Source organism: Sphingomonas faeni (assembly GCF_003053745.1).
In the GTDB taxonomy this organism is placed as follows: domain Bacteria; phylum Pseudomonadota; class Alphaproteobacteria; order Sphingomonadales; family Sphingomonadaceae; genus Sphingomonas; species Sphingomonas faeni.
Window position 1 is genome coordinate 1 of sequence record NZ_QAYE01000001.1, and the last position, 21,656, is coordinate 21,656.

Below are 21,656 nucleotides of genomic sequence, written 5' to 3' on the forward strand. Positions count from 1 at the left end.
TTCCTCAACAGGAACCGTCGCGGGGTGGAGCAGCCCGGTAGCTCGTCAGGCTCATAACCTGAAGGTCACAGGTTCAAATCCTGTCCCCGCAACCAAACTCACTTGCAACACCTCCAAGGGCTCACCCGCGGAGGGTTTTCGCGTTTCTGGCTCAGCGCATAGCGACAGCTGGTGTAAGGACGCTACAGCCTGCGCCGGACCGGGGGTATACCACCTGCTCATCCCCTTGCTGTCGTTCTTTAACGACATCCCCATGACGTAGATCACCGCGGATGCCGGGCTGGAATACCTTCTTAACAAGATGTCGTCGGAGCGGCATGGCTAATTTCCGCACTTGTCCTGCAACGCGCAGTACAAACACGCAAAAGGGCGCGATTCCCGTTCGACGAAAGTCAGTCGGCCTTCGAACAGTTCGGAAACGGCACTGGCCTACATTAGGCATAGCATTGTTTGGAATATCCCGGCGCAACGGGAACCCGAAAAGCTTCTGAACCTCGTGAGGCACAAGTCCCGGTCCTGTGACCAAGCGTTGCACGGCAAGGGCGTACGTCATGCAACGATCGCAAACCACAGCGGATGCACATATTGTCCTCTGTGGCACCATGAGTATCGTTGTTCTGAAGCCGTCAGGTATTCGCCAGCGTGCGCGCCGGATTGCCGACGACTGTCGTGCCCGCGAGCACATCGCGGGTCACGACGCTGCCGGCACCGATGATTGCGTTGTCGCCGATTGTCACGCCAGGCAAGACCAATGCGCCTGCCCCGATCCAGACGTTGCGGCCGATCGTTACCGGACGGCCGAATTCCAGCAGCTTTGCTCGCAACGATGCATTGCGCGGATGATCAGCGGTCAAGATCTGCACGCCCGGTCCGATTTGTGTTCCTGCACCGATCCGCACTGCGACGACGTCGAGGACGATGCAGCCAAAGTTTAGGAAAACGCCGTCTTCTAAATGGATGTTGTAGCCGTAGTCGCAATGGAACGGCGACCGCACAACAGCGCCGCTCCCCGCGTGGCCCATACCCGCGACTAGCATCACGTGCCGATCAGAAGCCGGTGCGGCGGACGCAGCGTTGTAGCGGGTCACCCACGTTGCGGCACGCGCGCCATCTGCGGCCAGCTCGGCATCAGCGGCGGTGTACAGGTCGCCGCGGAGCATCTTTTCCTTTTCGGTCATCGATCCTGACTCAGCTCAGGTCGTGCAGATCCTTACCCAATGGTGGGGTAATGCTGAGGTCCGAGAAATGAATGTGCAGCCCGTCGCGTTCAGGCGTGCAGGCCATTGGTCCTACCCGATAGGATGCTGCAACCGGAAACGGTGCAAGGCGCACGAGCGGCCAGGTCTTGCCGTCCGCCGACACCTGCAAGCGCAAGACGCCCTTGGCGACAGTCGCACGCATCCAGAAATCCTTCGCGTCATGTTCGTACGGACCAGTTGCCCAATCCGACTTACCGTCGGTCAGGACGCTGCTCAGCATCGCGCGGCCATCGGACAACTCAATCCCGGCCTTGACCCAACGCCGTTCATCCACCCGCACCATGATGCCCGCCTGATCGTAGAGTTTCTCATAATTGCCACGAACGCGCAGCTGCGCGGTGAACGCCGACGGAGTCTCGAAACCCAGAAAATGGCCACTGTCGCGCGTAAAGCCGTAATGCGTCTCACGCCAGAAATCGCTGCCCTTGTCGGTAAAGACGGATAGATCGCCCGCGGCATCGACACTCCAGCGTCTCGGCTCGTTAACCCAACCGCCGTCACGACCGCCCAGCACAGCCTTGCCCGGCTGGACCGGAAGGGGGACCGCGCCGACCACACCCGGCACTGCGAGTGCGGCAGCGCCGCCGATGAGAGCGCGTCGCGACACTATGGGATTTGCCAAAATCATTGACCTTCGAACATGAACCTGTTGCTGTACACATGTACACAAACTACCCGGCGAGGGAAGCATGGCAGCCAAGCGGGCCAGCAAGAATGATCCGGAACGACGACAGCGGATCGTCGATGCGACACTGGACGTGATCGCAGAGCACGGCGTCGCCAATACAACCCATCGCCGGATCGCGGCGAAGGCGAACGTGCCGCTCGGGTCGGTGACCTATTACTCGTCCTCGCTCCAAGCCTTGATGACCACCGCCTTTCTACAACTGGCGACACAGGCTTCGGAGGCATTCAAGGCGCGTCTGGAGCGGGCGGCCGATCGGAGAGAGGCGGTGGAAGCTGTCATCGATATCATCGCCGACTCGGTCTGGGCCGAACCACGCACGTTGCTGCTCAGCTATGAGCTCTATACCTTTGCTGCGCGGCAGCCCCCGGTCTCGGCAGTGATGCAACAGTGGATGGACAGCAGCCGCGTCGCGCTGGGTCGCTTTTTCGACCCGCTGACCGCGCGTGCGTTGGATGCACTGATCGAGGGTGTCGGCATCCACAACTCGATCGATGCGGCCCCCCTTAGTCGCGAGGCGATCCGCGTGGTTGTCGAACGAGTTGCAGGGACAAGTTGAGCTACAAACGGCCACGCGAACGCCGAAGAAATGGGGATTCACTATCGCCTCTGGCACGCGCTCGGCGCGTTCGGCGAGTCCGGCTTCGATCTGCACGTCGCAACTGTGTTGTATGCCGCGTTCACCTGTTCCAGCCTGACGACGATCAAGGCAACAGGGTCGGCGACATTGCGCCGCTGATGTCGCTGAAGCGCAGCTTGTCCAATCTCGAAGTGCTGATCGGACGGTTGTTCTCGCGACGCGGTTGGCGGGCCTGATCGCGCTTCGCCTTGCGCAGGAGGAACGACCGAAGGGGTAGTGCCGGCCAGGGGCAGCAGGATGATGCCCTTTGCAACTTGGCGACCTAACCGAACGCCTTGCCAACACCCAAAACACGTTGCGACGTGGCCATAATGCTGCACCCACGCCGACGCCGCTCCCAAGCGCTTCGTGGCAATAGTCGTCCGATACCAAATAGTGTGTGGCACCGTTCGAGCCGCCACAGGTAAAGCTCGGTTTGGTCGTATTGTGGTCGCAGCCATACAGCGACACTGTGCCGTTGGTTTGGAACAGCCCGCTCTTGGTCGTGATGCCGATGATCCTTACGCTGCGTTGGCTATATTGCGCCGATAGTCGCCACGTCAGTAGCGCTTGGTTTCGCCTGCAGGGGTTGCAGCGCGTGTACTGACCGACAATCCCTCGGCACAGCGCTATCGGGTCGACCGCCGAGCCATGTGCGTCGATTTCCGGTAACCCGTAGTCTGTACCGGCAGGCCAACGCCCCGCTGTGTTCATGCGCCTCCGCCCGCCCAAACGCGGTGAAGCGAGGCAACACTATGCGCGCACTATGCGATCCGCGGGGATCGATCTCGCAGCGCTATGTCGCGGCTCGTAGATCATGAGCGCGGGCACGATGCTCGTGATACGAAAGGCAATGAGGCGACATGTCGTCTGAAACCATATCGGAACCCGATCCTGCCGGGCTCGTCATCTATGTCGGTCAGGACCGCGCGGGGCATTGGCTCGTGCAGGACAGCAGGCGCAACCTCGAAGGGCGTTTCATCTCCTACGGCGCGGCGATGAGCTACGCCCAGGCCGAGCGCGACATCTATCAGGCAACCGTCGAAATCGCGAAGGCGCCGCTGGTCCCGGTCATCGCGTTCGCGCCCGTCGGGCGCGACGAGCGTGCACTGCCGCGGGCGGCATGACGGACGCGATGGCAATGAACACGCAAACTCGCCTGCACCGCGTTAGGGCCGCCCTTAGTCCCAAGATCGCGAGCAAGACTGCGATTCCAGGGTTGAAAACCGCGACCCACGATCCGCGTTGGCCGGTCATCGCTGCCGCCCTTGCAACGTTGCGCGAAAATGGTCGCCACGCGGTCCGCATCGTCGATGCGGATTGCGGCGCGGGCTCGCTCCTCCTGCAAGCGGTGCATCATGCCCGGACGCTCGGTTTCACGGCGATCGAAGGGCGCGGGATCGACGGATCGCCCGCGCTGATCCGTCGCGCCAGCGCGGCGGCGAACCGTTGCACCAACCTCGCGATCGGTACGACGTTCGAGGTGGCGGACATGGTCACCGCCTTGCTGGAGGAGCATGACCTGCCAGCCGATCTCGTGATCTGTCACGGCATGGCGAAAGACCGGCGGCCGGAGGTGGCGTCGGCGTTGGGGAATGCAGCGCGGATCGTCATCGGCGACGACGCGACGTGGCTTGCCCACGGTGCCGAAGCATGACGAAGCGTGACATCCTATGGCGGGGGATCGGCCTGGCATTGTGCATGAGCGCGTGCAGCGTTGCGGTTGCAATGGAGGGCTCGGCACGCGCGATGCTCGTATTCCCCTTCGCATTGCTGGGCCTGACACTGGCGATCAACGGCAAGCGGGTCATCATCGCACTTCGCGCCGAATGCCACGGTCATGCACGAACCGCCGAAGTGATCCATGCCGTCCGCGTCCGTCGCTATCGCCGCCGGCTCGACCAACAGCATCCCTGACCTCGAGCCTCCAGGATCATCATGACGTATTTCGATCGGCGGGACGGTGTCCTGTGTGCCGAAGGCGTGCCGTTGCCAGCCATAGCCGAAGCCGTCGGTACGCCCGTCCACGTCTATTCGGCGGCTGCACTGCGCGACGCGGCCCGGCGTTTCACAGCGGCGCTGTCGATCCTGCCGCGGACGCGTACGGCGTTCGCGGTCAAGGCAAACCCGAACAGCGCGGTGCTGCATCTGTTGGCCGGCTGCGGCTTCGGTGCCGACATCGTCTCGGGCGGAGAGATGCGCCGCGCGCTCGGAGCCGGTATCGCCGCATCGGACATCGTCTTCTCTGGCGTCGGCAAGACCGACCGGGAGCTCGCCGACGCACTCGACGCCGGCATAGGGCAGTTCAACCTCGAGCTCGAGGAGGAGGGGCGGGTGCTCGCCGCGCTTGCCCAGGCGCGTGGCAAGCGGGCGATCGCGGTATTGCGCATCAATCCCGACGTCGACGGCGGCACGCATGCCAAGATCTCTACCGGCCGGCGCGAGAACAAGTTCGGCATGGCGATCGCCGATGCGCCCGCGATGTACGATCGCCTGTCACGACTCGATGGCCTCGATCTGGTCGGAATCGCGCTCCACATCGGCAGCCAGCTCCACGATCTTGCTCCGCTGGAGGCCGCGTACGAGCGCATCGGTTCGCTGGTGATCGACCTGCGCGCGCGGGGCCACGGTATAACCCGCGTCGATCTGGGCGGCGGCCTCGGCATCCCCTACCGTGTCGACGACGTGGTTCCGACCCTCGACGCCTATGCCGCCATGGTGGCTAGGGTGACGCGCGACTGGGACGTCGACCTTATTTTCGAGCCGGGGCGGGTCGTCGCAGGACTAGCCGGCGTCCTGATGACGCGGGTGATCTGGGTAAAGCCCGGAGCGGACCACCCCTTCGTCATCGTCGATGCCGCGATGAACGATCTGGCTCGACCAGCGCTGTACGATGCCTTCCACCACTTCGAAGCCGTCGCGCCGGACGGCGAACGCATGGTCGCGAACATCGCCGGACCGATCTGCGAAAGCGGCGACGTGTTCGCGCTCGCCCGCGATATCGACCAGGTTCGCCGCGGCGATCTCGCGGTCTTCCATGCGACCGGGGCGTACGGTGCCGCGATGGCGTCGAGCTACAATTGCCGCCCGCTCAGCCCACAGGTCCTGGTCGACGGCGACCATTTCGAGATCGTCGCCGACCGCTTCCTGCCGGAAGAGTTCGCAGCGTAGATCGCATTGAGTCCGAACGGGAAGAGGGCAAGTTGCGGCACCGTGACGCTGCGACGGTAGCGATCGGCGCGCTGGCCACGGAACGTCGCGGCCGCTGCTTCGCTGTGATGTCAGCGGGCGGCGTGCCCAGGATAAGGACGGCGAGCATGACCCAGAAGCCAAGCGATACGATCACGGGCGAGCGTGGCGGTGGCCTGTCCCGCCCGGCTGCGCTCGCGATCGTCATGGGGGTGCTCGGCGCCAGCGCGGTGCTCGGGCGACGTAACGCGCCCGACCCGTCGCATCCCGGTATTCGAAGCTGGTACAAACGGCTCGACAAACCAGCTTACACGCCGCCCGACGCCGCGTTCGGCGCGGTATGGCCGGTTCTGGAGACTGGTCTCGCGGTTGGCGGCTATCGGTTGTTGCGCCGCCCCGCCGATGCGCCGCGCAACCTCGCGGTCGGACTTTGGCTGCTCAACACGGGGATGGTCGGCGGCTGGACCGAGTTGTTCTTCCGACGCAAGGCGCTTGGCCCCAGCGCGGTCGCGTCGGGTGCGATGATCGCCAGCGGTGCCGGCTATGTCGCGGCTGCGGCGAAGGTCGATCGTACCGCGGCGGCCACTGCGGTCCCGTTCGTAGCGTGGCTCGGATTCGCGACCGTGCTTGCCGAGCGCATCTGGGAGCGGAACCGGTCCGACGGCCCGGACAAGGCATGACTCGCCTGACGGTCTGGCACGATGGCGGATGTCCGCTGTGCCGACGCGAGATCGCGCTGATGCGTCGTCTCGATCGCCGCGGTGCTATCGATTTCGTAGATGCCAGCAACGACGACACGAGCTGTCCGATAGACCGAGATGCGATGCTGGCACGGTTCCATGCGCGCGAAGGGGACCGGATGCTGTCCGGCGCCGCGGCCTTCGCAGCGATGTGGCGCGCCATCCCGCTGCTGCGACCGCTGGGGTTGGCAGCGCGCAACCCGGTCGTCCTGGCTGGTCTCGAACGGGTGTATCGGGCGTTTCTCCACGTCCGGCCTCGCTTGCAGTCGTTCGCCCGGAAGGTGGATCGCACCGCATGAGGCCGGTCGTTCCCGATACCGCGCGACCGGGCCAGGAAAGCGTCTGGGATTATCGGCGTCCGGCGATCGCGCAGCGCAGCGATCGTCATGTCCTGATCGAGCACCGCGGGGTGACGCTCGCCGACACGCGGCACGGCGTCCGCACGATCGAGACGAGCCATCCGCCCAGCTATTACATCCCGCCCTCCGACATCCTGATGTCGGCGCTCCGGCGTTCAACGCGGCAATCCTTCTGTGAATGGAAGGGCAACGCGGTTTATTACGACGTCGAGATCGCGGGCGATGTCCTGCGCGATATCGCCTGGAGTTATCCGTCGCCGACGTCCGCGTTTGTAGCTTTGCGCGACCACATAGCGTTCTATGCAGGCCCGTTCGACGGGTGCTTCGTCAATGGCGAACGCGTCATTCCACAGCCCGGCGAGTTTTACGGCGGCTGGATCACCGCCGATCTCGCCGGACCGTTCAAGGGCGTGCCGGGTAGCCGCTACTGGTAGGCCGCCGCGCGACGACCCTTATGCTCTCGCGCGCCAGTATGGCGTACTCGGTTCATCGCATTTCGATGTTGTTTACACCTTTGGCATAGCCGGACGCGTTAGAGGGGTGTGCCGGCTCGCCATCAACCTTTGGCTCGTCACCAAGGCGGGTCGGCACACCCTGTTCAAGATCCCCGAGCCAGATCAACGCGTTACAATGCCTCGGCGATCAGCTTTGTGGCGGCGGGCGTGTTCCATTCATAGCCGCCGGTCATCCGCCAGACTTCCTTGCCCGCCGAATCGTACAGGATCGTGGTCGGCAGGTTCGCCTGGTAGGCGAGGCTGAGACCGAGTTTCGGATCGAGATACGGCTTGAGCGTCGTGAACGTCTTCTCGGCGAAGAACGGCGTCACCTTCTCCGCGCCCTGCATGTCCTGACTGACCGCGATCACCTGGACCTTGCCCTCCATCGACTTGGCAGCGGCATCGAGCGTAGGCATTTCCGCTACGCACGGCGCGCACCAGGTCGCCCACATGTTGAGCAGCAACGGCTTGCCCTTGAACGAGGCGAGCGTGACCAACTTCCCGTCGGGCGCGGTGAAGGCGACCGTCGGGCCGGTCTCGCCCTTGTGGCTGCGGTCGAGCTTTTCGGTGCTGGCGGCAGGGCCGGTGGCTTCATCGGGAGTTGGTCCGGACGTAACCTCGTCGGCGGACACGGCGTTTGCGGCGACGACGTTTGCTTGCTCCGGGGCGGGCGATTTCCTATCGCAGCCGGCGACCAGCAGGCCCATCCCGACGAAACAGATGATTGGGCGCGAATTGAACACAGGACGCGAGAACATGGACGGTTCCAATTCGATGTGGGGCGGGCGGTTCGCCGAGGGGCCGGCAGCGGTCATGCGCGAGATAAACGCCTCCATTCCCTTCGACAAGCGCCTCTGGCAGCAGGATATTGCCGGATCGAAGGCGCATGTCGCGATGCTCGGCAAGCAGGGCATCGTTTCGGCCCAGGATGCCGCGACGATCTCGGCCGGCCTCGACACGGTGGCGGCGCATTATGCCGAGCACGGCGTCGAGGAGGATCTGGTCCTCGAGGACATTCATATGCAGACCGAGGCGCGGCTGGCCGATGCGATCGGGCCGGTTGCGGGACGGTTGCATACCGCACGCTCGCGCAACGATCAGGTCGCAACCGACTTCCGGCTGTGGGTGCGCGACGCGATCGACCAGGCGCTGGCGGCGCTCGCCGGGTTCCAGGCGGCGTTGCTTGCGCGGGCGGAAGAGCATGCGGCGAGCGTGATGCCGGGCTTCACGCATTTGCAGTCGGCGCAGCCGGTGACGCTCGGGCATCACCTGATGGCGTATCATGCGATGATTTCACGCGACGTCGGGCGGTTCGCGGATGCCCGCGCACGGATGAATCGCTCGCCGCTCGGCTCGGCTGCACTGGCTGGCACGGGTTTCCCGATCGACCGCGCAATGACCGCCGAGGCGCTCGGCTTCGATGGCCCGATGACCAATTCGCTCGACGGCGTCAGCGACCGCGATTTCGCGATCGAGTATCTCACCGCCGCGACGCAGACCTCGCTGCACCTCTCGCGGCTCGCCGAGGAGTTCGTGCTCTGGGCGTCGCAGCCGTTCGGGTTCGTCGCGCTCAGCGATCAATGGTCGACCGGCAGCTCGATCATGCCGCAGAAGCGCAATCCCGATGCTGCCGAGCTGGTCCGCGGGCATGCCGGGCGGATCCTCGGCTGCATGACCGCGCTGATGGTGACGATGAAGGGCCTGCCGCTCGCCTATTCGAAGGACATGCAGGACGACAAGCCGCCGGTGTTCGAGGCGCACGACCTGCTCGCGCTGTCGATCGCGGCGATGACCGGGATGGTCGAGAGCGCGACGTTCCGCACCGATCGGATGCGCGGGCTGGCCGAGAGCGGCTTTGCAACCGCGACCGATCTGGCGGACTGGCTGGTACGCGAGGCGGGGCTCCCGTTCCGCGAGGCACACCATGTGACAGGGCGTGCGGTCAAGCTGGCCGAGGAGCGGAAAGTCGCGCTCGATGCGCTGCCGATCGAGGACCTGAAGGCAATCGATGCGCGGATCGACGAACGCGTGTACGGCGTGCTTTCGGTCGATGCGTCGGTCGCCAGCCGGACCAGCTTCGGCGGCACTGCGCCGGACAATGTGCGCGCTGCTATCCGTGCAGCTCGGGGAGAAACGGCATGAAACGGCTTTTCGGCATCGTGGGATTGGCACTGGCCCTGTCGGGTTGCGGCGCAGCGGACGGGCTCGTCCCGGCGGAGGGCAAGACGCTCCCGATCGCGCCGTACGGTGCGAAAACGCCGCCGACTCCCGAGCAGTTGCTGACCCCCACGACGCAGCAACGCCCGCAGCGCAGCGACGAGCTGCTCACCACGTCCCAGCCGCGCCGCAGCGACGAGTTCGACCTGCCGCCGCCGAATTGAAGACCTGAATCATGGATCATTTCGCCTATCGTAACGGTGTCATGCACGCCGAGGACGTCGCCCTGCCGGCGATCGCCGAAGCCGTCGGCACGCCCGTCTATGTCTATTCCACCGCCACCTTCCGCCGTCACGCACAGGTGTTTCGCGACGCGCTGAAGGGCGCCGGGCGCGTCCATCTCGCCTATGCGATCAAGGCGAACCCCAACGTCGCGGTGCTCCGCGTGCTCGCCGACGAGGGATACGGCGCCGACGTCGTCTCCGCGGGCGAAATGCAGCGTGCACTGGCGGCGGGGATCCCGGCATCGGACATCGTCTTCTCCGGCGTCGGCAAGACGCGCCGCGAACTGGCGCAGGCACTCGACGCGGGGATCGGCCAATTCAACCTCGAGCTGGAGGAGGAGGGCGAAGTCCTCGCCGCGCTCGCCCATGCCCGCGGCGAACGCGCGCCGGCGGTGCTGCGCGTGAACCCCGACGTGGACGCGGGCACGCATGCGAAAATCTCGACCGGGCGCAAGGAGAACAAGTTCGGCGTCGCTATCGATCAGGCGGTGGCGATGTTCGATCGGCTGTCGAAGCATGACGGGCTCGACCTGCGCGGCGTTGCGATCCACATCGGCAGCCAGCTCGCCGATCTCGCGCCGCTCGAGGCTGCCTATGCGCGGATCGGCGAGTTGGTCGCCGAACTGCGCGCCGCGGGGCACACGATCAGCCGCGTCGATCTCGGCGGCGGTCTCGGTGTGCCCTACAAGCCCGACGACGTACTGCCGAGCCCCGCCGACTACGGCGCGATGGTCGCCCGCGCGACCGCCGACTGGGACGTCGAACTCATGTTCGAGCCCGGCCGGGTGATCGCGGGCAATGCCGGGGTGCTGCTCACCGAGGTGATCTGGGTGAAGCCCGGCGTCGTGAACCCGTACGTCATCGTCGACGCCGCGATGAACGACCTCGCGCGCGTCGCGATGTACGACGCGTATCACGACTTCGTCGCGGTCGAGCCAACCGGCGATCGGATGACCGCCAACATCGCCGGGCCGGTGTGCGAGACCGGCGATACCTTCGCGATGGGCCGCGATATCGACGCGGTGAAGTCGGGCGATCTCGGCATCTTCCGTACCGCCGGAGCGTACGGCGCGACGATGGCGTCGACCTACAATAGCCGGGCGCTGGTGCCCGAGGTGCTGGTCGACGGCGACCGGTTCGCGGTGGTCGCCGACCGCATCCACCCCGAGACGATCCTGGCCGCCGAGCGCGTGCCGGAATGGTTGAAGCGGTGATACTCCAGAGCCTGCCGCTGTTCGTGAGGCTGGCAGGGCGCCCGGTCATTCTGCTCGGCGAGGGCGAGGCGGCGGATGCGAAGCGGCGGTTGCTCGACCGCGCGGGGGCGGACGTCGTCGGCGAGGATGCTCCGGCTGCGCTCGCGATCGTCGCGATCGACGACGAGGACGAAGCACTGGCAGCGGTCGCGCGGCTGAAGGCGCGCGGCATCCTCGTCAACGCGGTCGATCGCTCGGCGCTGTGTGACTTTACGCTGCCCGCGATCGTCGACCGCGCCCCGGTGCTGATCGCGATCGGCACCAGCGGCGTGTCGGCCGGCTTGGCGGCGGCGTTGCGCCAGCGACTGGAAGCACTGATCCCCGCCGATCTCGGCAAGCTGGCGCTGGCGTTGCAGGCTGCGCGGGGGGCCTTGCGAAAGCGCTGGCCCGACATGGGGGAGCGCCGCCGTGCGCTGGCGACGGCGATGGGGGCGGGCGGCATGCTCGATCCACTATCGCCGACGCATGACGTGGAGGCATGGCTGGCCCCGACAGCTGCGCCCGCTGCAAAGCGCGACGTGGCGATAACGCTTGTTCTCCTGTCCGACGATCCCGAGGACCTGACGCTCCGCCAGGCTCGCGCGCTAGCCAGCGCCGACCGGGTCTATCACGGCCCTGATGTCCCCGCGGCGATCCTCGACCGCGCCCGTGCCGATGCCGCGCGGCTGTGCGCGGCGATGCCCGCCAATCCCGGCACCGGCCTGTCGGTCGAAGTCGAGATGGCACGATGAGCGGTTTCGCATTCCGGATCGTCGATGGGAAAGCGACCCGCGTCGACGTCAAGGAAGCGCTCACCTGCACTGCCGACCTCGTCTGGGTGCATTTGTCGACCACCGCCGAGCATGCGCAGACCTGGCTGCGCGACGAGGCCAAGCTGCTCGACTATGTCGTTGATGCGCTCACCGCGACCGAGACACGGCCGCGCTGCGAAGCGGTTGGTGATGGCGCGTTCCTCAATTTGCGCGGGCGATCGAAGGAGGAGCTCGACACGTCCGACCTGCTCGCATCGGTGCGAATCTGGGCCGTGAAGGGCCGCGTCTATTCGGTCACGCGGAAGCCGCTGATCGCGGTCGCGGAGGTCGAGAAGATGGTCGAGCACCACGAGGTGCGCGATCCAGGCGACCTGATCGCCGCGTTCGCCACCGCGATCACCACCGATCTCGATCCCGACGTGGCGACGCTCGGCGACGAACTCGACGATTGCGAGGAACAGCTCGACGCCAACCGCGTGTTCGAACTGCGCCGCGCGGTCAGTAAGGTGCGCGTCGCGGCGATCGGCTACAAACGCTTCCTCAGCCCGCAACGCGCGGCGCTGGAGAAGCTGGCGGCGCTACCCGGCGACTGGCTGGCGGACGACGACCGGCTGCATCTCGCCGCGGCGGCGGACCGCGCCGCCCGGATGGCGGAGGAGCTGGAATCGATCCGCGAGCGCTCGGCGCTGATCCACGAGACGCTGACCGACCTGCGCGCCGAACAGATCGACAACCGCTCGTTGATCATTTCGATCGCGGCGATGGTGTTCCTGCCGCTGACGTTCCTGACCGGTCTGTACGGCATGAACGTGAAGGGCCTGCCCTATGCCGAGGAGCCCTGGGCGTTCGATGCGATCGCCGGAGCCTGCGTGCTGATCGCGGTCGGTGTCGTGGCGTATTTCTCGATGCGACACTGGTTCAAGCGGTAGCGTTTACGCGGCGCTGGCGGTCCGCCACGCCTGCGCGATCTCGTCGAGCATGTCGGCGGAGTCGCGGAACGGCTGTGGGTCGTGGCCGAGCGAGGCGTTGATCACGGTTTTCCGCGCGCCGCCATATAGTCGCGCGAGCGTTTCCGAGACCTGGCCGCCTTTCTCGAAGTCGAGCCCGGCTTCGAGCGCGAACAGGATCGCGGTGGCGCGGGTGATCCGCTCGCTCTTGATCGCGAACTTGCGCTTTTCGCAGGCCCATGCGGCAGCGCGCAGGGCGGCGACCAGTTCTTTGTAGAGCAACTGGACGAGCGCAGGGCCGTCGGCGGTAGCGGTCTGGCCGACCGCGTCGATCTGACGATAGGTCGCGAACGGGTCGCGCATCAACGTGCTGGCGTAGGTCACGAATCCTTGTTCCACGCGGCAATCTGGTTGGTGAGGAAGGTCTGCGTCGATTTATACGCCGACACGCGCGAATTCATGCTGGCATATTGCTGCGTCAGGCGCGTGGTCAGCTGCGCGGACTGGTCGGTGACCTTGTCCTGCTGCTTGGCGACATCGGCCTCCGCCGCGGTGTAGCGCACGGTCGATGCGCCGAGACCGGTGACCGTGCTGGTCGCGCTGGTGGTCAACGCCGTCAGCGTCGCGGACAGGCCGAGCGCATTGGTGCCCGACGGCGCGAACATCGCCTCGACGGTGTCGGGGTTTGCCGCGAGTTGCTTGGCGAGCAGCGCGGAATCGACCCTCAGCGTACCGTCGGTGTTGGTGGCGACGCCGATCTCCGACAGCGACCGCGGAAGACCGGCAATCGCGCCACCGACCAACGGCTTCGACACCAGGGCTTGCAACGACCGCAGCAGCGATTTCGCGGCGGGATCCGCACGGAGGTTGCCGGTGATGGGATCGGTCTGTTCGGTGATCGTCTTCAGGACCTCGTTGTAGGTCGTGACGACATCGTTGACCGCTTGCGTCAGCGCGTCGGTCGGGGGCGTGCTGGTGAGAGAAACGGGGACTGTGGATATGCCGTTGAGCTGGAGCGTCACGCCGGTCACCAGGTCGCTGACGGTGTTGCCCGGGCGCTCGACGGCGATCCCGTCAACGGTCAGCTGCGCGTTCTGCGCGGTGGAGACGAGGCTGGTCTTCGTCGCAGAGCCGCCGATGTCGAGCGCGTCGCCCTTCTCTCCCTTCAGCGTGAAAGCGCTGTCGGTTCCGGTCGCGCCTTTGACCGAGAGGTACGCGCCACCCTTGGCGTCGGTAACGACCGAGGCGGTGACGCCGGTCTTCTGCGCGTTGATCGCGGCAGCGACCGCGTCGATGCTCCCGTCGCCGACGTCGATCGGAATGGCAGCGCCAGTGCCGATGGTCAGTGTCAGCTTACCCGTGCCGAGTGTCGTCGACCGGTTGGCGGCGGCCACCGGGCTGATCGTGCGCGCGACCTGCCCGGTAGCGAGGCGCGTCACCGTGATGCTTGACGACAGCCCCGACAATTTGGCACCCGACTGCGCGGTGGCTGACAGGATTGCAGCATTCGAGCTGGTCGGCTGAGTCTGCAGGCTGCCGCCCTTCACCAGATTGGCGAGCGCGGTCGAAAAGCCGGTCATCGTGCTCTTGAGCGTACCGACGCCCGAGATCTGCGCGGTGATCGTGTCGGATTTGGTCTTCAACGCGGCCGTCCGCGCAGCGAACTGCGCGGAGACGAGCGAGGTGACCAACGTGCCGGTATCGACGCCAGAGCCCGCGCTCAGCCCCTTCAGCAGTGCCTGCGTCGCGTCGTTGACGGCACTTTGCGCGGTAGGCGTGGGTGTCGGCGTCGGCGTGGCAGTCGTGCTGGTGGTCGAAGTTACCATCGTGAAATCCCTGCACGTGCGCGCTCGTCTGTTAGAACGGCCATGCGGCGCGAATGTTTAGGCCTGTTTCATGCCGTTTTCGTCGAACCGCGCATCCTTCGGCACTGTCACGAAGGGTTGAACCCCGCCGGCGGTACCGCCCGCTTCCGCGTTCAGCCCGAACACGAAAGCAAGCACGGTCGCGATCGCCGTATACAGGTCGTCGCGGACCTCCTGGCCTTCCTTGCTGGTATAATAGACCGCGCGCGCCAGCACCGGATATTCGAGGATCGGCACGCGGCCTTCGCCGGCCAGTTCGCGGATCGCCAACGCGGTCGCACCGCGCCCCTTGGCGACCACCACCGGCACCTGGTCCTTGCCGCGATCGTAGCGCAGGGCGACAGCAAAGTGCGTCGGGTTGGTCAGCACGACATGCGCCTCCGCAACCGATTTCCGCAGGCCACCGCTCGCCATCGCGCGCATCTTCGCGCGCATCTGGCCCTTCGCCTCGCCATTGCCCTCGGTCGACTTGTGCTCGTCCTTCACCTCCTGCTTCGACATCCGCATCTTGCCCAGCCGGCGGATGATCTGGATCGGCAGGTCGATGCCGGCGATCGCACACAGCCCGAACGCCATCGCGATGAGGATGCCCTTGAAGATCCCGCCAAGCGTCGACAGCGCCTGGTTGAGATCCGCGGACGAGGCGAGGCCCATCGTGGAATGCGCGGCGTTCCACAGCATCCAGCCGCCGATCGTGCCGAGCAGGATGACCTTCAGCAGCGACTTGCCGAGTTCGATCCAGCCGTTTGCGCCGAAGATCCGCTTGAGCCCCGCCGCCGGATCGACGCGGCTGTATTTGGGCGCGAGCAAGCCGCCGTTGAAGCCGAGCGACCCGAGCCCCGCCTGGCTCAGGATAGCGGCGCCGATGCTGACAATGAACAGGGTGATGAGCGATGGCGCGAGCTTGCCGCCGGCTTCCATCAGCGGGCGCCACGGGGAGAAATCCTCGACATCGGCATGCGTAAACTGGAAGCTCGAGCTCATGATCGCCTTGCACGCCGAGATCAGCGTCGGCCCCGCGTAGATCAGCCACGCAACGCCGGCGAGCATGCTCAAAGCGGTAGCGAAGTCGCGAGACTTGAGGATGTCGCCCTTCTCGACCGCATCCTTCTTGCGCTTGGCGGTTGGTGCTTCTGTCTTTTCGCCCGAATCCTCAGACATCAGCCGAGCACCAGGTTTTCGGTCGCGGCGAGGCCTTCGCGGACGATCACGAGCATGTAGTCGCCCATCGTCGGGAACGCGATCGCCAGCGTGACGACGCCGACCGCGAGGCTGGCGGGCAGGCCGACCGCGAACAGGTTGAGCGAGGGCGCAGCGCGGCTCAGCATCCCGACGACGATGTTGAGGCACAGCAGCAGGAACCCGACCGGGAGCGCGAGCAGCAGGCCGGCGAGAAACGCATAGCCACCGAAGAACGCGATCGCCTTCAGCCGCTCGACGCCGATCCACGCGGCGCCGGGCGGGAGCACGTCGTAGCTCTTCACCAGCAGGTCGATCAGGATCAGGTGGCCGTCGACCGACAGGAACAGCAGCGTCAGCATGATCGAGAAGAACTGGCCGAGCGCTGGGGAGGACTTGCCGTTCTGCGGATCGATCGAGGACGCGAAACCGAGCCCCATCGCGCCGCCGATCACTTCGGCCGCGATCATCGGCGCGGCGAACGCGATCTGGAGCACGAAGCCGAGCGCGAGGCCGACAAGGGCTTCGGCGGCGGCGGAGAGGATGGTGGAGACGGCGAAGATGTTCTGCGGCGGCACGATCGGATGCGCAGCGAGGACGAGGAAGCCGATCGCGCCCGACAGCGTGACGCGCACGGTCAGCGGCACCGAGACGCTACCGAACACAGGCGCAGCGATGAACGTCGCACCGATGCGGATCATCACGAACACGAGCGCCCAAAGCTGTGGCTCGATAGAAAGGCCGAAGCCTAGCACTGTAAAATCCCCCTCCCGCTTGCGGGAGGGGTCAGGGGAGAGCGCGACGTACGTACTGGCGTCAGGTTGGTGGGGCACGCCCCTCCCCCGACCCCTCCCGCAAGCGGGAGGGGAGCAGCAAGTGCGCTCATTTTACGAGATCCGGAATACGCTCGAAGATCCCGATCGTGAAATCGCTCAGCAGCCCGAGGATCAGGCTGCCGAAGATCAGGATCGACACGGCCACCACCACCAGCTTGGGCACGAACGACAATGTCTGCTCATTGATCGACGTCGCCGCCTGGATCATCCCCAGGATCAGCCCCGCCAGCAGCGCCGGGATCAGGATCGGCGCACTCGCGAGCGCCAGCACCCACATCGTCTGGTTCGCGACGGTCAGGAAATATTGCGCGTCCATGCGCTTAAGTCGCGAACGAGTTGGCGAGGCTGCCCATCGTCAGCGCCCAGCCGTCGACCAACACGAACAGCAGCAGCTTGAACGGCATCGAGATGATCGTCGGGCTCAGCATCGCCATGCCGAGCGACATCAGCACGGTCGCGACGACCAGATCGATGACGATGAACGGCAGGAAGATCAGGAAGCCGATCTGGAACGCGGTCTTCAGCTCGGACGTGACGAACGCGGGGAGCAGCACCGAGAAGGGGATGTCGGTCGGCGTCGCGTACGGCCCGGACTTGGCGATCTGCGCGAACATCGTGACGTCCTTGATCCGCGTCTGCTTGACCATGAACGCGTGCAGCGGGACGCCTGCGGTGGTGATCATCTGCGTGCCGGCGAGCTGCCCGGCGGCATAGGGTTGGATCGCGGTCGTGTTGATCTGGCTGATCGTCGGCGCCATGATGAAGAAGCTGAGGAACAGCGACAGCCCGAGCAGCACCTGGTTCGGCGGGGTCTGCTGAAGCCCGAGCGCCTGGCGCAGGATCGCGAGCACGATGATGATCCGCGTGAAGCTGGTCATCATCAGCAGAATGCCCGGCAGGACCGTGAGCAGCCCCATGATGATGAGGACTTGCAGGCTGAGCGAGAGCGAGCCGCTCTGGCCGGTATTGCCCGCGGCCTGCCCGCCGAGCTGGCCAAGCGCGCGATCGACGGCGTCGCCGACCGCCGGGTTGGTCGGAGCGGGGACGACTTGCGCGAACGCCGGCATTGCCAGGAACAGGGCGAGCAGGAGGGCTAGGCCGATCCATACCAAGCTGTTTCCTCGCGAACGCGGGGATCCAGGACCTAGCAGCGCACCGTTGGTGGCTCCTGGATTCCCGCGTACGCGGGAAAACGGCTTCGCGGAGGATGCGGCGAACAGGGCAGGGCCTGAGCCTTTCCGCGTCACCGTCGGACGAGCGACCGCGCTCATGCGTCGACCTTGTCGATCAGGTGCACGCCGCCACGGCCGACCGAGACGAGCAGCCGACGGCCCTCGAAATCGATCACCGCGAGGCGCAGGCCCGGCGAGATCATCATCGTTTCCTTGACGCCGATCAGCCGCGTCGAGGGCTTGCCCGGGATCCGGCTCTCGAACTTGCGCCACAGATACAGGCACCCGAACATCAGCCCGCACACCAGCGGGAGCAGGATGACGAGCTTGAGGATATAGGTCCAGAGCATCGGGTTCAGCCGCGCTTGTCTGGCGACACGAGCTCGGTCATCCGCACGCCGAAGCGCTCGCCGACCGTGACGACTTCGCCGCGGCCGATCAGCGTGCCGTTGACGAACACGTCGAGAAGTTCGTTGGCCTGACGATCGAGCTCGATAACGCTGGATTCGCCGAGCGCGAGCAGCTCGCGCAAGGTCAGGCTGGTCGAGCCGATCTCGACGGTCAGCTTGACGTCGACATCCTGGAGCAGCCGGAAATTGGCGGCGACGGCAGCATCTACGGGGAAGCCTCCGGTCATGTCGTTCATGCTGCAAATCCTTCGTCGAAACGGGTAATCGAGGTGAGCTGGATGGCGGCGAAACCATTGGACGTGCCGACCGTGCCGCAGCCGAGCCGGTTGTTGCCGACCATCACCGGCACGTTGCCCGAGATGGTGATCGGGATCACGTCGCCGGGCTTCAGGTCCATCAGCATTGTCAGCTTGACGATCGGTTCGGCGAGGACCGAGCGGATCGGGAAGCGCACGTTCATGGCTGCGCGCGTCAGTTCGGTGCGCCAGGCCGGATCCGGCTCGGCCGACTTGCCGACGACCTTCGCGGTCAGCGACGGCGCGTGCGGCTTCAGCGCGGAGACGGGGTAGACCAGGTCGAGGAACACCGGCTTCGCGGCGCCCGCGGCGATGCCGAAGCGCGTGACGATCATCGCGTCCTCGCCGTCGAGATCGGCGATCATCGCCGGGTTCACCTCGACGCGGGTCGGCAGGAAATCGAACCGCGCCATCGGCTCCCACGCGGTCTTGAGCGGCGCGGCGATCATCTGGCCAATCCGCGCGACCATCGCCTCGGCGGCGGGCGAGAACTCGGTCGGCAGCACGTGCGGCGCGGCGCCGGTACCGCCGAAGAACATGTCGAGCATCTCGAGCACGAACTTGCCGTCCATGATGCACAGCGCCTGCGCCATCCCCGGCGTCATGATCAGTGGAAGCCACGCGGTCAGTGCATCGCTGCGTTCCGCGCGGTAATCGGTGAAGCGCTGGACCACCAACGGCTCGGCCCAGCAGCGGACCTCCTGGCGCAGCAACGGCTCGAAGACGCCGCGCAGACCGCGTGCGAACCGCGCCGAGAGATGCTGCAACGAATGCAGGTCGCCGAACGGATTGAGCTTGGCCCCGCCGAGTACGCCTTGGTGCAACACGCCGTCCTTGGGCGCGCCGGAGCGATCCCGGTCGCGTCGCTCGCGCGTCTTTGCTGAGGCCTCGTTAACCATGACTCACTGAACGACGAAACTGGTAAAGTAAACGTTACCGATGCCGCCGAATCCTTCCTTCTGCTTGAGCGTATCGTTGATCGCTTTGGCGAGGCGGACCTGCAGCTGGCGCTTGCCGTCGCTGCTCATCACCTGCTCCTCGGTGGTGTCGCCGAGCGCCATCAGGATCGCCGAACGCACCGCGATGTCGTTGGTCTTGAGGTTGGTGATGACGGTGTCGTCATACGGCGTGGAGACCGCGACGCCGACCTGGACGAAGTGCACCGAATCCTGGAGATTCGAGGTGAAATCCTTCTCCAGTGGGTAGTAGGTGGAGGCGTATTTGTCGCCGCCCTGCCCTGCGGGGGGCTTCATCCCGTGGTTTTCGGGGGCTGCGTCCTCGCCGCCGTGACCGCCGCCTTCGCCGCCCTCGGTCGCGTGCTTCTGTTCGCTCTTAGGCACGAGCTTGGGCTTGCCGTCCTCGGCTTCGGCGTGGCCACCGCCACCGATCAGGCCGGCGTTCGAGGCATAGACGCCCGCACCGACGCCGCCGCCGACCAGCACCAGCAGCGCGACGCCGCCGATCAGGATCGTCTTCATCTTGCCCTTCTTCTTGGGGGCGGCGTCGGGCGTATCTTTATTGTCGCTCATGGTTTCGGGGTCCTTCGGTTCAAGCGATTCGAATGTCGTCGGTGACGGTGTCCGCGATCACGGCAGAGGTCGGCGCGGGGCGATTCGGGGTTTGCGGGGCGGCAGGCGCGCGCTGCTGTTGCGCGCCGCCGTCGCCGAGCGAGCCCTGTCCGAGCTTCAACCCGCGTGCTTCGGCCAGTTCGGCGAGCCGCGGTTGCGCGTCCGCCAACAAGGTCCGCGTCGCCGCCTGCTCGGCATTGAAGTGGACATGCACGGTATCGCCGTCCTTCTTGACCGACACGTCGATCGCGCCGAGCGCGTCGGGGACGAGGCGGATGCGCGTATCGACCGCGTCGGCGGCGTCGCGGAGCATCTCAATCCGCTCGATCATCGCGTGGGGCCAGCGCTCCTGGCGCATGTCGAGCGGCGCCTGCTGCGCATCGGCGACCTTGATCTCGTGGGTCGCGGTGGCGCCGACCGGGCTCAGCGGCGTATCGGAAGGCGCTGCCGGCGTGTCGGACTCGCCGCGCTTCTTGGTTGCCGCCTGGATCGCTGCGCCGAACACCGTTGCCGCCGACGCGACCGTGCCCGGTTGCGGCTGCACGACATCCGGTTGCGCGACGGCGAGGGTAACGGGTGCCGTGTCGGGCGTGGCCCAGCGCGGCGCGTCGGTGGTCGGCGTATCCGGCGTCGCCGGCGTTTTCATCGGCGGCATCGCAGCCATGATTGCGGCGGCAAGCTGCGTTGCGGGTGTGCCGCCGGCTTGCATCGGCGCAGGGGGCAGGGGTGGTTGTGGCTCTATCGCAGCCGGCGTGACGGACTGAGGCTGCGATTGCGCAAAGGTCGGGCGCTGCATGCCGGTTGGCTGATTGCCGGATGCATCGACGATGCGCGCACCGGTCGAGGCTGCGGGCGGGGAAACGGGCGGGGCAGGCGCGGGTGTCGCAACGATCGGCTGCCACACGAATGCGGGGTCGGGCGCTATGACGGGCGGCGGCAAGGCGTTGCCGGTCGCGGCGTCGTCCTGCCGGGTGTCGTCTTCCGCCGCTGCGGCAGGCATTCCGGAATCCGCGTCGTCGCTGACCCGCGCCAACGACCCCGCAAAATCACCCGGCTCGCCGCTCGCCTTGGCGGAAGACGCACGCGGATGGAGCGGGACGGTACGGGGAAGGGTCGCGGTCTGGATCATGCGGGCACTCGCGTTCGGGCTCATACCCCCCGCTCAGCAAGGATCGTGCCGAACTCTCCGGAAGGCGGGTGCCTCCTCCATCGCGCGGATCGCTTTCAGCACCGCATCGGCGTCGGCGCGCGCGAGCAGCTTCTCGACGGCGCTCTGGTCGCGCTTTGCGGCGCGGGTTGCTTCAGCAGCGCGCTCGACATGATATTCGGCGGCCTGCACGCGCTCGATCGCGGCGTTGGCGGATTGTTGCAGGCGGTCGCGGTAATGCGCGGCGGCGCCGAGCGACACGGCGACCTGCGTTTCATGGACCGGCGCGACGGCTTCGGCGAGCAGCGCGATGCGGCCGGACAACGCCTGTTCGCTGGCGAACTTGTCGTGCGCGCGTGCTTCGTCGGCGCGGGTCAGGCCGAGCTGGAGTGTGCGGACGCGGTGGATGCGCGCCAGCGTCTTGCCGCGGGCATCCGCCATC

29 protein-coding genes and 1 tRNA gene are annotated in these 21,656 nt (G+C 66.0%); 15 read left to right on the forward strand and 15 right to left on the reverse strand.

What is annotated here, in order from left to right; translation table 11 throughout:
* Positions 1-18 precede the first annotated feature (18 nt).
* Positions 19-95, forward strand: a tRNA-Met gene (locus C8J25_RS00005).
* 531 nt (positions 96-626) lie between these two features.
* On the opposite strand, the gene C8J25_RS00010 is transcribed toward C8J25_RS00005, so the two are convergent.
* Positions 627-1,178, reverse strand: a complete 552-nt coding sequence (locus tag C8J25_RS00010; RefSeq protein WP_107951753.1) for a sugar O-acetyltransferase — start codon at positions 1,176-1,178, stop codon at positions 627-629.
* A gap of 10 nt (positions 1,179-1,188) precedes the next feature.
* Complete coding sequence (locus C8J25_RS00015; RefSeq protein WP_107951754.1) at positions 1,189-1,887, reverse strand: DUF1349 domain-containing protein; 699 nt, start codon at positions 1,885-1,887, stop codon at positions 1,189-1,191.
* Positions 1,888-1,948: 61 nt separating this feature from the next.
* Here C8J25_RS00015 and C8J25_RS00020 point away from each other — a divergent pair, with 61 nt between their 5' ends.
* The 9 genes from C8J25_RS00020 (at position 1,949) to C8J25_RS00055 (ending at position 7,285) form a co-directional block, all read left to right on the forward strand.
* A complete protein-coding gene (locus tag C8J25_RS00020; RefSeq protein ID WP_107951755.1) occupies positions 1,949-2,503 on the forward strand; it encodes a TetR/AcrR family transcriptional regulator in 555 nt (184 codons plus the stop codon).
* A 30-nt stretch (positions 2,504-2,533) separates the two neighbouring features.
* A complete protein-coding gene (locus tag C8J25_RS20560; protein ID WP_167397624.1) occupies positions 2,534-2,683 on the forward strand; it encodes a hypothetical protein in 150 nt (49 codons plus the stop codon).
* A 743-nt stretch (positions 2,684-3,426) separates the two neighbouring features.
* Positions 3,427-3,690 carry a hypothetical protein gene (locus tag C8J25_RS00025; protein ID WP_107951756.1) on the forward strand — a complete coding sequence of 88 codons (264 nt, stop codon included), beginning with the start codon at positions 3,427-3,429 and terminating at the stop codon, positions 3,688-3,690.
* Between the two features lie 92 nt (positions 3,691-3,782).
* The gene (locus tag C8J25_RS00030) at positions 3,783-4,220 is read left to right on the forward strand and encodes a methyltransferase domain-containing protein (RefSeq protein WP_244186610.1); all 438 of its coding nucleotides are present in this window, start codon (positions 3,783-3,785) and stop codon (positions 4,218-4,220) included.
* Positions 4,217-4,480 carry a hypothetical protein gene (locus tag C8J25_RS00035; protein WP_107951757.1) on the forward strand — a complete coding sequence of 88 codons (264 nt, stop codon included), beginning with the start codon at positions 4,217-4,219 and terminating at the stop codon, positions 4,478-4,480. The genes C8J25_RS00030 and C8J25_RS00035 overlap by 4 nt, the downstream gene beginning before the upstream one ends.
* Before the next feature lie 21 nt (positions 4,481-4,501).
* Positions 4,502-5,734 carry a diaminopimelate decarboxylase gene (gene lysA / locus C8J25_RS00040; RefSeq protein WP_107951758.1) on the forward strand — a complete coding sequence of 411 codons (1,233 nt, stop codon included), beginning with the start codon at positions 4,502-4,504 and terminating at the stop codon, positions 5,732-5,734.
* Positions 5,735-5,880: 146 nt separating this feature from the next.
* The gene (locus tag C8J25_RS00045) at positions 5,881-6,432 is read left to right on the forward strand and encodes a TspO/MBR family protein (RefSeq protein ID WP_107952483.1); all 552 of its coding nucleotides are present in this window, start codon (positions 5,881-5,883) and stop codon (positions 6,430-6,432) included.
* Positions 6,429-6,791 carry a thiol-disulfide oxidoreductase DCC family protein gene (locus C8J25_RS00050; protein ID WP_107951759.1) on the forward strand — a complete coding sequence of 121 codons (363 nt, stop codon included), beginning with the start codon at positions 6,429-6,431 and terminating at the stop codon, positions 6,789-6,791. Before C8J25_RS00045 ends, C8J25_RS00050 begins: the two co-directional genes overlap by 4 nt.
* Entirely contained in the window at positions 6,788-7,285 is a 498-nt protein-coding gene (locus C8J25_RS00055; protein ID WP_107951760.1) for a DUF427 domain-containing protein, read from the forward strand. Before C8J25_RS00050 ends, C8J25_RS00055 begins: the two co-directional genes overlap by 4 nt.
* A 191-nt stretch (positions 7,286-7,476) precedes the next feature.
* On the opposite strand, the gene C8J25_RS00060 is transcribed toward C8J25_RS00055, so the two are convergent.
* Positions 7,477-8,106 (reverse strand): TlpA family protein disulfide reductase, encoded by a 630-nt coding sequence (locus C8J25_RS00060; protein ID WP_107951761.1) that lies wholly within the window; start codon positions 8,104-8,106, stop codon positions 7,477-7,479.
* A gap of 16 nt (positions 8,107-8,122) precedes the next feature.
* Between C8J25_RS00060 and argH the strand changes: the two genes are divergently transcribed.
* From argH to C8J25_RS00085, 5 genes are read left to right on the forward strand one after another with little or no spacing between them, the layout of a single operon-like run.
* Positions 8,123-9,490 carry an argininosuccinate lyase gene (gene argH, locus C8J25_RS00065; protein ID WP_107952485.1) on the forward strand — a complete coding sequence of 456 codons (1,368 nt, stop codon included), beginning with the start codon at positions 8,123-8,125 and terminating at the stop codon, positions 9,488-9,490.
* On the forward strand, positions 9,487-9,729 hold the full coding sequence (locus C8J25_RS00070; RefSeq protein ID WP_056061645.1) for a hypothetical protein: 243 nt from the start codon (positions 9,487-9,489) through the stop codon (positions 9,727-9,729). Before argH ends, C8J25_RS00070 begins: the two co-directional genes overlap by 4 nt.
* A gap of 11 nt (positions 9,730-9,740) precedes the next feature.
* The gene (lysA, locus tag C8J25_RS00075; protein ID WP_107951762.1) at positions 9,741-11,003 is read left to right on the forward strand and encodes a diaminopimelate decarboxylase; all 1,263 of its coding nucleotides are present in this window, start codon (positions 9,741-9,743) and stop codon (positions 11,001-11,003) included.
* Positions 10,988-11,773 carry a precorrin-2 dehydrogenase/sirohydrochlorin ferrochelatase family protein gene (locus tag C8J25_RS00080; RefSeq protein WP_107951763.1) on the forward strand — a complete coding sequence of 262 codons (786 nt, stop codon included), beginning with the start codon at positions 10,988-10,990 and terminating at the stop codon, positions 11,771-11,773. Before lysA (C8J25_RS00075) ends, C8J25_RS00080 begins: the two co-directional genes overlap by 16 nt.
* Positions 11,770-12,723 carry a zinc transporter ZntB gene (locus C8J25_RS00085; protein ID WP_107951764.1) on the forward strand — a complete coding sequence of 318 codons (954 nt, stop codon included), beginning with the start codon at positions 11,770-11,772 and terminating at the stop codon, positions 12,721-12,723. Before C8J25_RS00080 ends, C8J25_RS00085 begins: the two co-directional genes overlap by 4 nt.
* A gap of 3 nt (positions 12,724-12,726) precedes the next feature.
* On the opposite strand, the gene C8J25_RS00090 is transcribed toward C8J25_RS00085, so the two are convergent.
* The 12 genes from C8J25_RS00090 to C8J25_RS00145 all read right to left on the reverse strand — a co-directional run bounded on the left by C8J25_RS00090 (position 12,727) and on the right by C8J25_RS00145 (position 21,655).
* On the reverse strand, positions 12,727-13,125 hold the full coding sequence (locus tag C8J25_RS00090; protein WP_082441390.1) for a flagellar export chaperone FliS: 399 nt from the start codon (positions 13,123-13,125) through the stop codon (positions 12,727-12,729).
* On the reverse strand, positions 13,122-14,567 hold the full coding sequence (gene fliD, locus C8J25_RS00095) for a flagellar filament capping protein FliD (RefSeq protein ID WP_107951765.1): 1,446 nt from the start codon (positions 14,565-14,567) through the stop codon (positions 13,122-13,124). Before fliD ends, C8J25_RS00090 begins: the two co-directional genes overlap by 4 nt.
* A 57-nt stretch (positions 14,568-14,624) precedes the next feature.
* Complete coding sequence (flhB, locus tag C8J25_RS00100) at positions 14,625-15,767, reverse strand: flagellar type III secretion system protein FlhB (RefSeq protein ID WP_107951766.1); 1,143 nt, start codon at positions 15,765-15,767, stop codon at positions 14,625-14,627.
* On the reverse strand, positions 15,767-16,540 hold the full coding sequence (gene fliR, locus C8J25_RS00105; RefSeq protein ID WP_082441389.1) for a flagellar biosynthetic protein FliR: 774 nt from the start codon (positions 16,538-16,540) through the stop codon (positions 15,767-15,769). The genes flhB and fliR overlap by 1 nt, the downstream gene beginning before the upstream one ends.
* Before the next feature lie 127 nt (positions 16,541-16,667).
* Positions 16,668-16,937 (reverse strand): flagellar biosynthesis protein FliQ, encoded by a 270-nt coding sequence (gene fliQ / locus C8J25_RS00110; protein WP_055874447.1) that lies wholly within the window; start codon positions 16,935-16,937, stop codon positions 16,668-16,670.
* Positions 16,938-16,941: 4 nt separating this feature from the next.
* Positions 16,942-17,688 (reverse strand): flagellar type III secretion system pore protein FliP, encoded by a 747-nt coding sequence (fliP, locus tag C8J25_RS00115; protein WP_107952487.1) that lies wholly within the window; start codon positions 17,686-17,688, stop codon positions 16,942-16,944.
* Positions 17,689-17,888: 200 nt separating this feature from the next.
* Positions 17,889-18,143 (reverse strand): flagellar biosynthetic protein FliO, encoded by a 255-nt coding sequence (locus C8J25_RS00120; RefSeq protein WP_056054129.1) that lies wholly within the window; start codon positions 18,141-18,143, stop codon positions 17,889-17,891.
* 5 nt (positions 18,144-18,148) lie between these two features.
* The gene (gene fliN, locus C8J25_RS00125; RefSeq protein ID WP_056054132.1) at positions 18,149-18,439 is read right to left on the reverse strand and encodes a flagellar motor switch protein FliN; all 291 of its coding nucleotides are present in this window, start codon (positions 18,437-18,439) and stop codon (positions 18,149-18,151) included.
* Complete coding sequence (locus C8J25_RS00130; RefSeq protein WP_107951767.1) at positions 18,436-19,398, reverse strand: flagellar motor switch protein FliM; 963 nt, start codon at positions 19,396-19,398, stop codon at positions 18,436-18,438. The genes fliN and C8J25_RS00130 overlap by 4 nt, the downstream gene beginning before the upstream one ends.
* Before the next feature lie 3 nt (positions 19,399-19,401).
* A complete protein-coding gene (locus C8J25_RS00135) occupies positions 19,402-20,028 on the reverse strand; it encodes a flagellar basal body-associated FliL family protein (RefSeq protein WP_107951768.1) in 627 nt (208 codons plus the stop codon).
* A gap of 19 nt (positions 20,029-20,047) precedes the next feature.
* Complete coding sequence (locus C8J25_RS00140) at positions 20,048-21,196, reverse strand: flagellar hook-length control protein FliK (protein WP_146173251.1); 1,149 nt, start codon at positions 21,194-21,196, stop codon at positions 20,048-20,050.
* Between the two features lie 33 nt (positions 21,197-21,229).
* On the reverse strand, positions 21,230-21,655 hold the full coding sequence (locus tag C8J25_RS00145; protein WP_107951770.1) for a hypothetical protein: 426 nt from the start codon (positions 21,653-21,655) through the stop codon (positions 21,230-21,232).
* Position 21,656 lies beyond the last annotated feature (1 nt).